Origin of the sequence: Veillonella sp. AS16 (genome assembly GCF_000517785.1) — a bacterium.
GTDB lineage: Bacteria > Bacillota > Negativicutes > Veillonellales > Veillonellaceae > Veillonella > Veillonella denticariosi.
In genome coordinates this window covers 215,453-229,164 of record NZ_AZYX01000007.1, presented here as the reverse complement: position 1 = coordinate 229,164, position 13,712 = coordinate 215,453, and the positions used below count along the sequence as shown (strand labels likewise).

General features: G+C 41.0%; 13 protein-coding genes and 5 tRNA genes. 1 reads left to right on the top strand and 17 read right to left on the bottom strand.

Going from position 1 to position 13,712, the window contains the following annotated elements:
- From plsY to HMPREF1521_RS01170, 9 genes are all read right to left on the bottom strand, one after another.
- Complete coding sequence (gene plsY, locus HMPREF1521_RS01210; protein WP_084214618.1) at positions 1-600, bottom strand: glycerol-3-phosphate 1-O-acyltransferase PlsY; 600 nt, start codon at positions 598-600, stop codon at positions 1-3.
- A complete protein-coding gene (gene der / locus HMPREF1521_RS01205; RefSeq protein ID WP_038114842.1) occupies positions 600-1,934 on the bottom strand; it encodes a ribosome biogenesis GTPase Der in 1,335 nt (444 codons plus the stop codon). The genes plsY and der overlap by 1 nt, the downstream gene beginning before the upstream one ends.
- Before the next feature lie 114 nt (positions 1,935-2,048).
- The gene (locus HMPREF1521_RS01200) at positions 2,049-3,947 is read right to left on the bottom strand and encodes a bifunctional 4-hydroxy-3-methylbut-2-enyl diphosphate reductase/30S ribosomal protein S1 (RefSeq protein ID WP_038114839.1); all 1,899 of its coding nucleotides are present in this window, start codon (positions 3,945-3,947) and stop codon (positions 2,049-2,051) included.
- Entirely contained in the window at positions 3,938-4,558 is a 621-nt protein-coding gene (locus tag HMPREF1521_RS01195) for a 1-acyl-sn-glycerol-3-phosphate acyltransferase (RefSeq protein WP_038114835.1), read from the bottom strand. Before HMPREF1521_RS01195 ends, HMPREF1521_RS01200 begins: the two co-directional genes overlap by 10 nt.
- A complete protein-coding gene (gene cmk, locus HMPREF1521_RS01190; RefSeq protein ID WP_038114832.1) occupies positions 4,551-5,234 on the bottom strand; it encodes a (d)CMP kinase in 684 nt (227 codons plus the stop codon). Before cmk ends, HMPREF1521_RS01195 begins: the two co-directional genes overlap by 8 nt.
- An 8-nt stretch (positions 5,235-5,242) precedes the next feature.
- On the bottom strand, positions 5,243-6,490 hold the full coding sequence (locus HMPREF1521_RS01185) for an NAD(P)/FAD-dependent oxidoreductase (RefSeq protein ID WP_038114829.1): 1,248 nt from the start codon (positions 6,488-6,490) through the stop codon (positions 5,243-5,245).
- Entirely contained in the window at positions 6,487-7,215 is a 729-nt protein-coding gene (locus HMPREF1521_RS01180) for a pseudouridine synthase (protein WP_038114826.1), read from the bottom strand. Before HMPREF1521_RS01180 ends, HMPREF1521_RS01185 begins: the two co-directional genes overlap by 4 nt.
- Before the next feature lies 1 nt (position 7,216).
- Complete coding sequence (gene scpB, locus HMPREF1521_RS01175) at positions 7,217-7,726, bottom strand: SMC-Scp complex subunit ScpB (protein WP_038114824.1); 510 nt, start codon at positions 7,724-7,726, stop codon at positions 7,217-7,219.
- A 12-nt stretch (positions 7,727-7,738) separates the two neighbouring features.
- The gene (locus HMPREF1521_RS01170) at positions 7,739-8,464 is read right to left on the bottom strand and encodes a ScpA family protein (protein ID WP_038114820.1); all 726 of its coding nucleotides are present in this window, start codon (positions 8,462-8,464) and stop codon (positions 7,739-7,741) included.
- 152 nt (positions 8,465-8,616) lie between these two features.
- On the opposite strand from HMPREF1521_RS01170, the gene HMPREF1521_RS01165 reads away from it, so the two are divergent.
- Entirely contained in the window at positions 8,617-10,449 is a 1,833-nt protein-coding gene (locus tag HMPREF1521_RS01165) for a phosphoethanolamine transferase (protein ID WP_038114817.1), read from the top strand.
- 175 nt (positions 10,450-10,624) lie between these two features.
- Here HMPREF1521_RS01165 and HMPREF1521_RS01160 read toward each other — a convergent pair whose 3' ends face one another.
- The 8 genes from HMPREF1521_RS01160 to HMPREF1521_RS01125 form a co-directional block, all read right to left on the bottom strand.
- Complete coding sequence (locus HMPREF1521_RS01160; RefSeq protein ID WP_038114814.1) at positions 10,625-11,077, bottom strand: DUF523 domain-containing protein; 453 nt, start codon at positions 11,075-11,077, stop codon at positions 10,625-10,627.
- Positions 11,078-11,138: 61 nt separating this feature from the next.
- A tRNA-Leu gene (locus tag HMPREF1521_RS01155) sits at positions 11,139-11,227 on the bottom strand.
- A gap of 14 nt (positions 11,228-11,241) precedes the next feature.
- Positions 11,242-11,316, bottom strand: a tRNA-Cys gene (locus HMPREF1521_RS01150).
- A 9-nt stretch (positions 11,317-11,325) separates the two neighbouring features.
- Positions 11,326-11,400, bottom strand: a tRNA-Gly gene (locus tag HMPREF1521_RS01145).
- A 7-nt stretch (positions 11,401-11,407) separates the two neighbouring features.
- Positions 11,408-11,483 (bottom strand) — tRNA-Phe (locus HMPREF1521_RS01140).
- 4 nt (positions 11,484-11,487) lie between these two features.
- Positions 11,488-11,563 (bottom strand) — tRNA-Asp (locus HMPREF1521_RS01135).
- Between the two features lie 50 nt (positions 11,564-11,613).
- Positions 11,614-12,210, bottom strand: a complete 597-nt coding sequence (locus HMPREF1521_RS01130; protein ID WP_038114811.1) for an MBL fold metallo-hydrolase — start codon at positions 12,208-12,210, stop codon at positions 11,614-11,616.
- 8 nt (positions 12,211-12,218) lie between these two features.
- Positions 12,219-13,706 (bottom strand): TrkH family potassium uptake protein, encoded by a 1,488-nt coding sequence (locus HMPREF1521_RS01125; RefSeq protein WP_038114806.1) that lies wholly within the window; start codon positions 13,704-13,706, stop codon positions 12,219-12,221.
- Between the last annotated feature and the right edge of the window lie 6 nt (positions 13,707-13,712).

Below are 13,712 nucleotides of genomic sequence, written 5' to 3'. Positions count from 1 at the left end.
TCATTCATCCTTTTTTATACGTTCTACTTTCAACTCATTACCTGCCAATAGACGTTTAATATTATCCCGGTGACGTATCACTACAAAAAGTCCGGCTAAAGCACCAAATCCAACAAACCAATACGATTCACCTGTAAAATACATCAAAAATGGTACCAATACAGCGGCTATGATAGATCCTAAAGATACAAGTTTCGTCATATACACGATAACGCCCCAGACAAGCAGACAAATGACGGCCACTAAGGGAGATAATGCAATAAGCACGCCAAGCCCAGTTGCAACACCGCGACCGCCTTTAAAGCCCAAAAACAGAGACCAATTATGCCCTATCATGGCCAGGATACCACCCAGGATCATATACATAGGACCATAAAATGATAGTAATAAAACTCCGGCAGACCCCTTTAAAGCATCACATAAAAATACCGGTAAAGCCGCTTTAAGGCCTATAACCCGATATGTATTGGTAGCACCGATATTTTTAGAACCGTATTGACGTACATCCGTATTAAAAAATATCTTGCCAATAATTAATCCACTGGGAACGGAGCCTATGAGATAGGCTAATATAGCATATACAATAATCATCGAATCAATCATTCTTCATCATCCCGTTTTTTACCGCGTAATATCAAGCGAATCGGTGTTCCTTCAAAGCCGAAGGACTCTCGCAATCGATTTTCTAGGAATCGCATATATGAGAAGTGAATCAACTCCGGTTCATTTACAAAAAGAATAAATGTAGGCGGTTTAACGCTGGCCTGTGTCATATAGTAAATTTTAGGAATACGACCATTCCGTGACGGCACAGGATTAACGGTTTGCGCATCTTGCAACAATTGATTTAATGTACCAGTCGATACACGACGATATTGTTGTTCGGAAACAAATTTCAACATATCCGCCAACCGATGAATGCGTTGCTTTGTCAAAGCAGATGCAAATAGTATCGGAGCAAATTGTAAAAAGCCAAGTTCGTCGTATATATCTTCGGTAAAACGCAATGTGGTTTTATCATCTTTTTCTACAAGATCCCACTTATTGACAACGATAACGACACCTTTACCGGCTTCATAAGCATAGCCGGCAATTTTTTTATCCTGCTCCGTCACTCCGTCCTGAGCATCGAGAACAAGCACGACAATATCAGAGCGGTCCACCGAACGTAATGAGCGAACAATACTGTACCGCTCAACAGCTTCCTCAATTTTAGCTTTCCGTCTCATACCGGCCGTATCGATAAGAACGAATTTCTGTCCATCATGAGTCCAATGGGTATCGATAGAATCCCGTGTAGTACCTGCCACATCGGATACAATCACCCGATCTTGACCAAGCAATGCATTCGTCAATGAGGATTTTCCCACATTCGGCCGGCCGATAACGGCAACATGAATCGTATCCTCATCATCTACATTCGTACCGACCGGAGGAAAGTGTTTTACCGTATCATCCAATAAATCACCGAGATTCATTAAATTCTTTGCAGAAATACCGATAGGGTCACCTAGGCCAAGATTATAAAATTCATAAATATTCGGTTCCTGATTTACGCTATCAATCTTATTAACTACAAGCACAACAGGTTTTCCGCTGGCTCTAAGAATGTTGGCAACCTCTTCATCAGCAGGAACAATGCCCTGTTTGCCATCCACGACGAAAAGAATAACATCCGCCTCTTCAATAGCGAGCTCTGCCTGTAAGCGCATCATCTTAGGAATTACATGACTATTTTCTGTTACAAATTCAATACCACCTGTATCAATCATCGTGAATTCACGATTTAACCATTCCGCGTCAAAGTAAATACGATCCCGTGTTACACCGGGAATATCTTCTACGATGGAAATACGTTTATTAACAATGGCATTAAAAAGTGTAGATTTTCCTACATTTGGACGACCTACGACGGCCACTAATGGTTTTGCCATAGTTTCACCTCATTATCAACTATAATACATTATAATATTTTATCATATTCCCCATACAGTACGCAAAAAGGCTAACCAAGGAAAACCTTGGTTAGCCTTCTATTAGACAATGAATTATTCAGCGTCTTCTGCAGTTTCTTTTGCTTCCATCAATTCAGTCAATGCCAAACCCAATTTCTTTTCATCTTTATTAAGAGAAATAATTTTAACTTCAACTTCTTGACCACGGTTCAAGTAATCTTCAACTTTCGCATTACGTTGTTTTGTAATTTGAGAGATATGAAGTAAACCTTGAATGTCGTCGTTAACTGCTACGAATGCACCGTAAGCAACCAAACGGACAACTTTACCTGTAATAACATCGCCTACATGCAATGTTTCTTCCGCCACGTCCCATGGGCTCTTAGTCAAAGCTTTCAAGGACAAGGATAATTTATTGCTTTCAGCATCAAAGGATTGTAATTTAACTTCGATTTCTTGACCAACGGAAAGAACGTCTTCCACTTTTTTGATTTTTTGCCAAGAGATGTCGGAAATATGAAGTAAACCTTCAATACCGCCGATATCTACGAAAGCACCATAAGGCATAATTTTGCGAACAACACCTGTATAGTTTTCACCAACGGTGATATTTTTCAATGCTTCAGCTAATTTAGCTTGACGTTCTACTTCCAATACGGCACGACGGGAAAGAACCAAACGGTTTTTCTTTTCATCGATTTCAAGTACTTTAGCTTCGAATTCTGTGCCAACCAAGTTGTCCAAAGATTTTACAAAGTGAACATCACCTTGGGACAATGGAATGAAACCACGAAGGGATTTAACGGTTACTACCAAACCTGCTGGAATAGCATCAATACCTTTACATAGGATGGTTTCATCTTTTTCTTGTGCTTCGATAACGTATTGCCAATCTTCATCTTTAGCCAAGCGAGTCATGGAAAGATAAATAGGATTATCTTCTTTGATGTGATTCATGATAACTGCTTTAATTTCATCACCATTCTTTAACACATCTTTGGCAGATTCTGGTGCTGGATAAGAAATTTCAGTTCTATTCAAAATGGCTTCTGTTTTATAGCCAAAAGATACATATGCACGTTCATCTTCAACTTGAACAACTGTACCTTCTACAACATTCCCTTTCTTAAATTCTTCTTGACCTTCTGCTGCTAATAATTCTGCAAAATCTTTCATTGTCTCAATGACCTCCTTAATAATCCAGTCGGGAGTCGATGCTCCTGCTGTTACCCCTACCGTCTGTACTCGGTCAAACCATTCCAGTTGTAATTCAGTAGAGGTTTCAATGTGATAGGTTATACATCCAACGTCACGACATACCTCTGCCAATCGGTTTGTGTTACCGCTATTTTTACCGCCTATCACAATCATAAGATCAACACTACGAGCTAATTCAACGGCAGAGTTCTGTCGTTCTTGCGTTGCATTACAAATCGTTTTGAAAACCTTAAGATTCTTAGATTTTTTCTCTAATATGTCTATTATACTGTTAAATTTAAATTGTGAAAAGGTTGTTTGTACAACAACGCCCATTTTTTCCACAATTTGTAATTTTTCAGCGGATTCCTCATCTTCGATGATTATTCCTTTGTTATCTGCCCATAAATTAATACTTTTGACCTCAGGATGGTTCTTTTCACCTAAAATCACTAAAGTCATTCCATCTTCAATGACGGATTTCGCATCCTGTTGTGCTTTTTTTACATATGGACACGTAGCATCTACAACATTAAGACCTTTTTCTTCGGCTTCATCATAGACAGCCGGCCCCACACCGTGAGAGCGGATAATCATAGTCCCCTCTTCGATATCCGATACAGCCTGAACAGGACTGACACCTCTTCTTTCAAGGCGGCCCACAACTTGAGGGTTATGAATAATAGGGCCTAATGTATAACTCTTTCCACAATGATTAGCCGCATCATCCGCCATTTCAACAGCCCGTTTTACACCATAACAAAAGCCGTGATTTTCCGCCAAAATTATTTCCATAATATCTCCTGAATAGAATTACCGTGATATGAATCTATCATGCGTTGGATTTCACCTTTTACACGATCATTTACCTCTTGAATAGCCTCAGGTGTCGGTTTTGCTTTTTCTACAGAAATCTGTTCACCAATAATACAAGCTACCCTTCCCCGTTGCATATTATGCGATCCGATAATAGCTACGGGAACGATACCTATACCGGTGCGAAGAGCGATAGAAGCCGCACCGTCATGAAATCTGCCCAGTTTACCGCTTTTTTGTCGATTTCCTTCCGCAAAAATACCGAGGACCTTATTCGCTTTCAATAATCCTAACGCATGTCGAATAGCAACCTTATCAATAGCGCCACGATTCAAAGGAAATGCACCAAGCCAGGTACAAAGGAATCTTGAAATCGGATTAACAAACAATTCCTGTTTGGCCATAAAATGCACGTGTCTTGGTAATGCATATCCGACTATGCACGGATCGTTATTACTCATGTGATTCGGCACAACGATAACAGGTCCTTCCATAGGGAAATTATTGCGCCCATAAACTTTTAAACCGTATCCGACTTTATAGCGTAACCAAAAAGCAGTACGCCATAGCCAGGTGGAAAATCTATTCATGATTAATTATCTCCTGTACCAACTGCAATATACGATTCACCGTTTCATCAAATGTCATATCACTAGAGTCTATTACTACCGCATCGTCGACACACACTAATGGAGATTCCTCACGATTCTTATCCATCTCGTCCCGGCGCTCTACGTTCTTAGTTATCTCATCCAAAGATTGTTCGTTAGCTGTTCCCTGCACTTCAAGCCATCTGCGTTTCGCACGTGCTTTCACAGAAGCGGTTAGATATATTTTTAATTCCGCATCAGGTAAGACTACGGAACCGATATCGCGACCGTCAAGGATGACGCCCCCTTCATCCGCCAAAAGACGTTGACGTTCTACCAGATATTGACGTACCCCTTTATGGGAAGCTACTTCGGAAACGGCATTGTTTACTTGAGGCGTACGAATAAAGTCGGTCACCTCTTGGCCCCGTACAAACACCTTACAGGCATCATTGCCCGGTTCCATCGTTAACTCCAGAGTTGGAAGGATGGTCTCCACCGCCGCCTGATCAGTAGGATCTATACCGTCATGTAAAACAGCCCACGTAACGGAGCGATACATGGCGCCCGTATCTATATATAAATATCCCAGTTGCTTTGCCACAACTTTTGAAATACTACTTTTACCGGCCCCTGCAGGACCGTCAATGGCAACAGCAATTTTTTTCAAACTCATAATAACCTCTATTCCTCATCTCCATGAACAGCGTGCATAGCCGCGACATAGCCCGTAGAAAAGGCGGCCTGTAAATTATATCCGCCCGTGAAAGCATCGATATCAAGCACTTCACCGGCACCATATAACCCTTGAATCAATTTTGATTCCATCGTTTTAGGATTAAATTCTTTTAATGATAGTCCGCCGGCTGTAACAATAGCCTCCTCCACAGGACGAAGCCCTTTTACAGTCAATGTCATATGTTGTAACACATGACATAGCCGTTGACGTTCGTCCCTCGTAATTTGATTAACGGGCTTTGCAGGATCTAATTCTGCTAATCGTATAACGACAGGTATTAAATTTTGCGGCAACAAATCCTTCATCCCATTCGTTAATTGCTTCTTTGAATATAAATCAAAATCTTTTTGTACACGCTTATCCAATACATCCGGTGTCAAAGCGGGCTTTAAATTAATCTCTATAGAGATTTGAGGATCTTTTTTGCGCAATAATTTTCCCACCGTATGACTGAGCGATAAAATAGTGGGTCCCGTAATACCGAAATGTGTAAACATCATTTCTCCAAACTGCTTCGCCTGTATCTTATTTTTCGAAATAACCGATACCTCTACATTACGCAAGCTAAGGCCCATGATATCCTTAACCCATGTTTCATCAGTCACGATCGGTACCAAGGAAGGTCTGATATCTGTTACCGTATGCCCGATTTGTTCCGCCAGTATATAACCGTCTCCGGTAGAACCAGTCAACGGATAGGAAGCACCGCCTGTACATAAAATAGCCGCATCACATGCGTATCGTTCTTTATCGGTTCGCACACCAATAACACGGCCATCCTGAACCGTAATTTCTCTTACGGGCTCATTCAGTCGAACTTGAACATGATACTTTTTAAGAACTTTCATGAACGTATCACGTACGTCCAAAGCGGAATCCGACTCAGGAAAGACGCGACCGCCGCGTTCAACTTTTGTCTTAAGGCCCCAACTATGTAACAACTCCAATAAATCTTCATTACTGAAACGCTCATAAGCGCTGTATAAAAACTTACCGTTTCCCGGTGTATTCTTTATAAATTCAACCATATCAGCTTTATTAGTGATATTGCAACGGCCCTTACCGGTAATTCCCATTTTCTTACCGACCATATTCATTTTTTCTAACAGTATGACACGAGCGCCTTCACGACCGGCGATAACCGCCGCCATCAATCCTGCTGCACCGCCTCCAATAACAATGATCTGCTTCATTTCTTATCAGACCCCAACGCTTTTAAAGCTTTCACCTCGCGAGACGTCAACTCTCGTGAACCGCCTCTCTTTACACCACCTAACGTAAGTCCCCCATAAGCGATGCGCTTTAAATTGTGAATACGATAGCCGAAATGCTCAAACATGCGTCGTACCTGACGGTTCTTTCCTTCGTGAATTGTAATCTCCACCTCATGAACCCCGTTATGATCATCAAAGCCCAGATCTATAATCGTAGCCGGTGCGGTCATACCGTCTTCAAGATTGACACCGTTCGCAATGATTTGTAAATCTTCATCGCGTACTCGACCTTTAATACGAACTTCATACGTTTTTTCTACACCTTTTGAAGGATGTGTCAAATTCTGCGCCAACTCTCCATCATTGGTAAGCAATAATAATCCTTCCGTATATAAATCGAGACGACCTACAGGATAAATACGTTTCGACTCATTTTTTATATAATCCAACACGGTTTCTCTACCCTGCGGATCCGATACGGATGTGATGACCCCCTTAGGCTTATTCAATAAATAATATACCGGTTTTTCTTGTGCCAATAATTGACCATCTACCTTGACACGATCCTTTTGCGGATCGATTTTTACGCCTAGCTCCGTCACTTTGCGACCATTAACCTGAACATGTCCTTCTGTGATCAACGCCTCTGCCTTACGTCGTGATGCAATACCACAACTGGCAATATATTTCTGTAATCGTTCCATATTACCCTTCTGTTTCCGATACTTCCTGATGCAGTGCATCTATCGATTCGACACCGGCACTGCGCAAAAACTCATCTGTCGTGCCATATAAAATTGGTCTCCCTACCGTATCCTTATGACCCAGCTCAGCAATGAGAGATCTGGTAAGCAACTGTTTGATGATTTTATCGCTATTAACCCCGCGGACTTCTTCAATTTCCGCCTTTGTAATAGGCTGCTTATAAGCGATAACAGCCAATGTTTCCATCGCCGCATTCGATAATTTATCTTCCCGCTTGCGGATATGTCCCACATACGGTGCTGATTCACTGACACTCACCAATTCTACACCGGCACCGGATACACGAACACGTATCCCCCGATCATTCAATTCCAATTCAGATTGTAATGATTTAATATAATCAGATATTTCCTGTTCTGAAAGCTCGAAAACATCCGCCAACATATCCTGGGATATCGGTTTCGCAGCAGAAAATAAAACAGCCTCTAAATGCTTTGTCGGTAACGACATAGTATCCCCTTTCTACAAATTTTGTCCTACGGTTGCTGTAAAGATAATATCTTCACCTTCACTCCGCATTTCCATCACTTGCTGTTTAAGTAACTCCAGGACGGCCATGAATATTGTAACCATACCGCTCTTCGTCTCAATAGCTATGAGTAATTCTCTAAAATAAAGGCTTTCACCACGGCGAATACGGCTGGACAAAGACAAAATCATATCCTCTAAACTATACGTGTCCTTTTCCACTTTAACTTCATGTAAAGGCTCTTCGTCAGATATTTCCTTTGCACGTTTCAATGTTTGATAAAAGATTTGATACAACTGTGAAAGTTCAAAATTATAAACATTATCTAATCCCAGCACACTGGTTTCTTCGGGGCGGCTAAAACAGTCGGAAGATGTGGACGTGCGTTCCATAAGTAGAGCTGTGAAGTCTTTAATCTTTTTAAACTCCACTAACTTAGCCACCAGTTCATCCCGAGGATCTTCCGCCTCGTCCGGTTCCGGGTCTGCCTTAGGTAACAGCATTCGTGATTTAATTTGCAATAATGTGGATGCCATAACGAGGAATTCACTGCTGTAATAAATATCAAAATGATTCCAATTATCCAGATATTCCAAGTATTGGCTCGTAATCTCGACGATAGGAATATCGGTGATATCTATTTTATGTTTTTCGATGAGATGCAACAGCAAATCAAGAGGGCCTTCAAAAACGTCCAGCTTGTAATTATAATCGCCCATAATCCCCAATCCTCAGAAATAATATATTTAACTATATAATTATAAAGCATTTATCATAGTACTTTCAAATAATTGTTTTTTTTGCATTCATCTGCTATCTTTATTAGAGTAGTTATTATATATTATTGTTTTCTTGTAAGAGAGGCCGTATTATGTCATCCATGATAAAGCAAATAGGACGTAATCCTATTTTTCGCTTTGGTATTATAGGCATTTTGTTATATATTGTACTGTACATCATCTACGAACCGATTACATTAGGATTAGATGTAGAAGATATTACAATTTTAGCTGTGCCTACTATTGTAGGTACATTTTTATTTCAATATTTTATGGGCTGTACCGTGTTTCATCGCCCGTTTTTGGGATATGGATTAGTCGGTATTCTATGGGCATTGACCTTTCCGTTGCTATTCCACTGGTCCTACGTAAAGCCTCTATATTTTTATGAATTTGCCAATGATTTTCTCTTCGGTCTTCTCATCTTTATGGGGTTTTCAGGAATTCAATTTCTAATCACCCAGACTAATCGATTCCATAAAACGACATCATTCATCATGGCTATCATCACCATGATACTAAGTCTCATTCCGTTCCTACAAATCGGCTACTACATGACAACTTGGCATTGTTTGACTCCGGCCAGCCTCCTCGCAGTATATATGACTAATCCGGAGGAAGCCTTCGGATTTCTTAAAAATGCCGCCGGCATCCCGGGCCTAATAGCCGTTGGAATTGGTCTAATCCTTTGGACATACTTATTATATTGGTCCAATCTGGGCATGAAATATGTAGTAAATCTCAACACGACACGACCTATGCGATCCGCATTGCTCATCGCCTCGATAGCCGCATTTCTCGTATACGTGCCATTCTTTTTATTTCCCAAAACTTGTATCGTAGCCAATTGGATTTCAGCCGGTGATTATGTAAAACAAATGCAGCAATATAATGATAATCATCATCTTGTCTTTGATTCTTTCAATTTGGATTCAACCGATACGGCTGCTAAAGAAACACCGGGCACAATCATCCTCGTCATCGGTGAATCGAGCTCTCGAGATTATATGAAAATGTATAATCCCGCTTTTCCTTATGATGATACACCTTGGCAAGGTGCTATGTATGCGGATAACAAAGACTTTATCTTCTTTGATAATGCATATTCATCCTATGTACAGACCGTTCCGAGCCTGGAACGCGCCCTATCTGAGCGCAATCAATACGATGATCGACCATTCCTCGATTCCGCCAATATTTTAGACATTGCTAAAAAAGCGGGATACACTACATCCTGGTTCAGTAATCAAGGTGTATTCGGAGAATATGATACGGCGATCTCGTTAATGGCGAAAACAGCAGATACGACGAAATGGGCGCATGAATCCTATGCATTCTCGGATCGCTACGATGAAGCGTTATTGCCATTACTCAAGACCGTGGATCCTACCAAAAATAATTTTATCGTCATTCATATCATGGGCAGCCATATTTATTATAATGACCGTTATCCTCATGAATTCAGTAAATGGAAACAAGGTCCTTATCCTGACGGACAGGAAGCCTATGCGAACAGTCAACTCTATACGGATTGGCTATTACAGCAAATTTATACATATGGTAAGGAAAAACTGAATCTTCAGGCTATGGTATATTTTTCCGATCATGGTGAAAGTCTCGATAAATCTCACAATCCAGACACATTCGACTTTATCATGACGCATATACCATTCTGGATCTATTTATCTCCTCAATATCGCGCTACCTATCCACAAACGGTATCAGTGCTCAATAGTCATAAACATCAGTATTTCACAAATGATTTACTCTACGACACCTTGGTAGGGCTCATGCATGCACCGAGTCAAAGATATGATCCGCAGCGGGATTTCAGTAACAGCAAGTATCGTTTCAATTTGCATAACCTTACTACCCTGCTCGGAGATCAACCCCTAACAAACGACCCAGCAAATGCAGGCAAATGATTTTATATTAATTTTATATTAATTACATATATATGAACAACAGCCTCCTAAGGTTGGCACTATTTACCGCAAAATCGTAAATAGCTATCAACCTTAGGAGGCTGTTTATCTGTAAATAATTTTAGATAATTCCAAATTATATTGAATAGCATATATAATTTTCAATACTTCTATATTACTTATATTTTTCTAATAAATCGAGAATATCATCTTCCGTATAAATCTCAATGTCATGATGCAATAAACGTTCCACAGTCACACCATGTCTATTTGTAAGGGTTCTCGTAAAAGTACCGTCGTAAATGCGTTTATATCCGCAGCTGGGACTTTTCGCTTTCATTAAGGCGACCTTGCAACTATTCTGTAATGCCATATCTAATACGAGCTGTGCTCCATTCAAAAATGCATCCGTTACATCGGTACCATCACAAGTACAAATATTGGAACCGCATCGTTCCGCCGGCTGTCTCGGCGTATCTAACCCGCCCAATACCTCCGGACAAACAGGAATTAAGTTAAATGAAGCTTCTAACTCTTTAAGGCAAGGAAGTGCATTATCCTTTCCATCATAGCGGCAAGGCACTCCGCAGAGACATTCACTGATCAATAGATTAATTTTTCTCTTCATAAATATCCCCTATAAGATAATTTTCATATAAAATAAAAAAGACTAACCTAAGTTAGTCTAATGGTGCCGAGGACCGGAATCGAACCGGTACGGTTGTTTCCAACCGACGGATTTTAAGTCCGTTGCGTCTGCCTGTTCCGCCACCCCGGCATGGATGACGTTTGTGGAGGCGGCACCCAGAATCGAACTGGGGAATAAAGGTTTTGCAGACCTCTGCCTTACCGCTTGGCTATGCCGCCATATAAAATTGGAGCGGGAAACGAGATTCGAACTCGCGACCCCCGCCTTGGCAAGGCGATGCTCTACCACTGGGCTATTCCCGCATGTACATGGTGCCTCAGGACAGAATCGAACTGTCGACACACGGATTTTCAGTCCGTTGCTCTACCGACTGAGCTACCGAGGCATGATGGCGACCCCGATCAGATTTGAACTGACGATCTTCGCCGTGACAGGGCGACATGTTAACCGCTACACCACGGGGCCTTATCCAAAGTACTTGATTAGTATATCGGTTATCACAATATTTGTCAACACTATAACAAAAGATTTTTCATAAAACGTTCTTCATTCCGCAAGGTCGTAGAATCCTTATGTCCGGGCTCAACTATCAGGTTTTTAGGCAATGACAAAAGGTAGCGTATACTCGCCAATAACTGTGATGCATTGCCATTATAATTGTCCGTATTTCCCACATTTTGCTTGAAGAGAGTGTCCCCCGTAAAAAGGTATTCACCTATTTCAAGGCAAACAGATCCGGCACTATGCCCCGGCGTATGATGCACAGTTATCGTAAAAGGATCTAAATTCAACTTACCGGGCAACAGATCTTCACAGTCGGTATACATCTTTTTTTTATATACACTGGGGCGTCTTCTAATGAGCTGTAGCAACTCCTGATCTTCCGGATGCAAATACGCAGGAATATGATAATGCTCACAGATATCATCCAAAGCGGATACGTGATCACAATGGCCATGTGTTAATAATACGGCTAAAGGCTGTGAATCCCCTACCATATTAATGATATGATGACTATGAAAACCGGGATCGATGATTAGAGATTTTCCATCTTGAATCAATACATAACAATTAGCCTTATATAACCCTAGCGGACGTTTTATAACCTGCATCGTTCCTCCTAAAGAATTTTATAGCGTTTAAGAGGTTCTTTCTTGATAAAATAACCTTCCCAGAATTGGGGGTGTAACATAACGAGAATAGTAAATAATTCCAGACGACCTAATAACATATCAACAGATGCGATTAATTTAGCCGTATTCGGCATAACAGCAAACGAATCAGTCGGACCAAATCCGCCAAAGCCTAAGCCTACATTGCTTAAAAATGCGGTAACAACCTGTAATGCATCATAAGTCGTCAATCCCGTACATGTCATTAAAAAGGCGGAGCCTACATAGATCAACAAATAAAGGAATATAAACTGTTGTGTCATCTGAATCGCTTTTTCCGGCATCGGCTTACCACTGATGCGCACAACCTGTACCATATCGGGATGAATTGATTTACGTAAATACAGAATACTGCTCTTAATAAGAGTGATAAGCCGAATAATCTTTATGCCCCCTGTAGTAGATCCGCTGCAGCCTCCAAAAAAAGTACAAATGAACAGCATCATTTGCGCTGCTGCCGGCCATAAATCATAATCGCTGACAGCAAATCCGCTCCCGGTCTGTAAAGACACCAGATTAAATGCCGAATCCCGAACGATCTGCAATGGATCAGTATAGCCCGAATGCCATGCTAACGATATTGCCGTAACTGCAATACCAATAAATAAAACGAGCCAATACATGCGGGTTTCAAAATCATGTAAAAGAACCCCTATTCCCCGTTGCAATGCCCCGTAATATATAGCAAAATTACCACCTGCAAGAATCATAAAGAATATAAACACAAAGCAAATGTAATTGTTCTGCTCATAAATAAATGCACCTGCCGTAGTCGGAGTAAATCCGCCCGTAGAAATGATGGAGAACGCATAATTTAACGCATCAAAAGGACTGAGTCCTCCCGCCCATAACATAAGGAAGCATAATACGGTAAACACCACATATAACTGCCATAATTTCAAAGCTATAGATTGTACACGAGGCATCACCACGCCTACCTTAGGTACAGATGCTTCGGCATTAAAGAAATGAGCTGCATCGGCACCTAAATTTTTTAGAAAGGAAAGGATTAAAACGATAATCCCCATCCCGCCGATCCAGTGCATTAAACCGCGCCAAAGAATAAACGTATCCGGCAGCTCATCAACATTATAAATTATTGTAGCGCCCGTAGCCGTGATACCTGATGTAGCTTCAAAAAGGGCATCAAAACCATTCGTAAGTATTCCACTGCCTAGAAAGGGAATGGCCCCTAAAATAATCGTTAGAATCCAAATGGAAGATACTACAAGAAAGCCGTCGCGCAAACTGAAATTTTGACTGTCACGACCATAGCGAACAAGAACCGCCCCCAGTACTACGGAAAGACCGGTAGTAATTAGAAATGACCAGTATGCAGTTTCAAATGCTATGCCATATATAAAGGGAATTATCGTAAATACCCCGTAAATATAAAGTAGCTTGCCCACCAAAGACATGACGATTTGAATGCGCATAGACCC

Excerpts from the sequence above, each read along its gene's own strand:
- HMPREF1521_RS01130 (WP_038114811.1), bottom strand. The coding sequence starts at position 12,210 with ATGCAGGTTATAAAACGTCCGCTAGGGTTATATAAGGCTAATTGTTAT.
- HMPREF1521_RS01165 (WP_038114817.1), top strand. The coding sequence starts at position 8,617 with ATGTCATCCATGATAAAGCAAATAGGACGTAATCCTATTTTTCGCTTT.
- HMPREF1521_RS01170 (WP_038114820.1), bottom strand. The coding sequence starts at position 8,464 with ATGGGCGATTATAATTACAAGCTGGACGTTTTTGAAGGCCCTCTTGAT.
- HMPREF1521_RS01125 (WP_038114806.1), bottom strand. The coding sequence starts at position 13,706 with ATGCGCATTCAAATCGTCATGTCTTTGGTGGGCAAGCTACTTTATATT.
- der (WP_038114842.1), bottom strand. The coding sequence starts at position 1,934 with ATGGCAAAACCATTAGTGGCCGTCGTAGGTCGTCCAAATGTAGGAAAA.
- scpB (WP_038114824.1), bottom strand. The coding sequence starts at position 7,726 with ATGTCGTTACCGACAAAGCATTTAGAGGCTGTTTTATTTTCTGCTGCG.
- cmk (WP_038114832.1), bottom strand. The coding sequence starts at position 5,234 with ATGAGTTTGAAAAAAATTGCTGTTGCCATTGACGGTCCTGCAGGGGCC.
- HMPREF1521_RS01185 (WP_038114829.1), bottom strand. The coding sequence starts at position 6,490 with ATGAAGCAGATCATTGTTATTGGAGGCGGTGCAGCAGGATTGATGGCG.
- HMPREF1521_RS01195 (WP_038114835.1), bottom strand. The coding sequence starts at position 4,558 with ATGAATAGATTTTCCACCTGGCTATGGCGTACTGCTTTTTGGTTACGC.
- HMPREF1521_RS01160 (WP_038114814.1), bottom strand. The coding sequence starts at position 11,077 with ATGAAGAGAAAAATTAATCTATTGATCAGTGAATGTCTCTGCGGAGTG.
- HMPREF1521_RS01180 (WP_038114826.1), bottom strand. The coding sequence starts at position 7,215 with ATGGAACGATTACAGAAATATATTGCCAGTTGTGGTATTGCATCACGA.
- HMPREF1521_RS01200 (WP_038114839.1), bottom strand. The coding sequence starts at position 3,947 with ATGGAAATAATTTTGGCGGAAAATCACGGCTTTTGTTATGGTGTAAAA.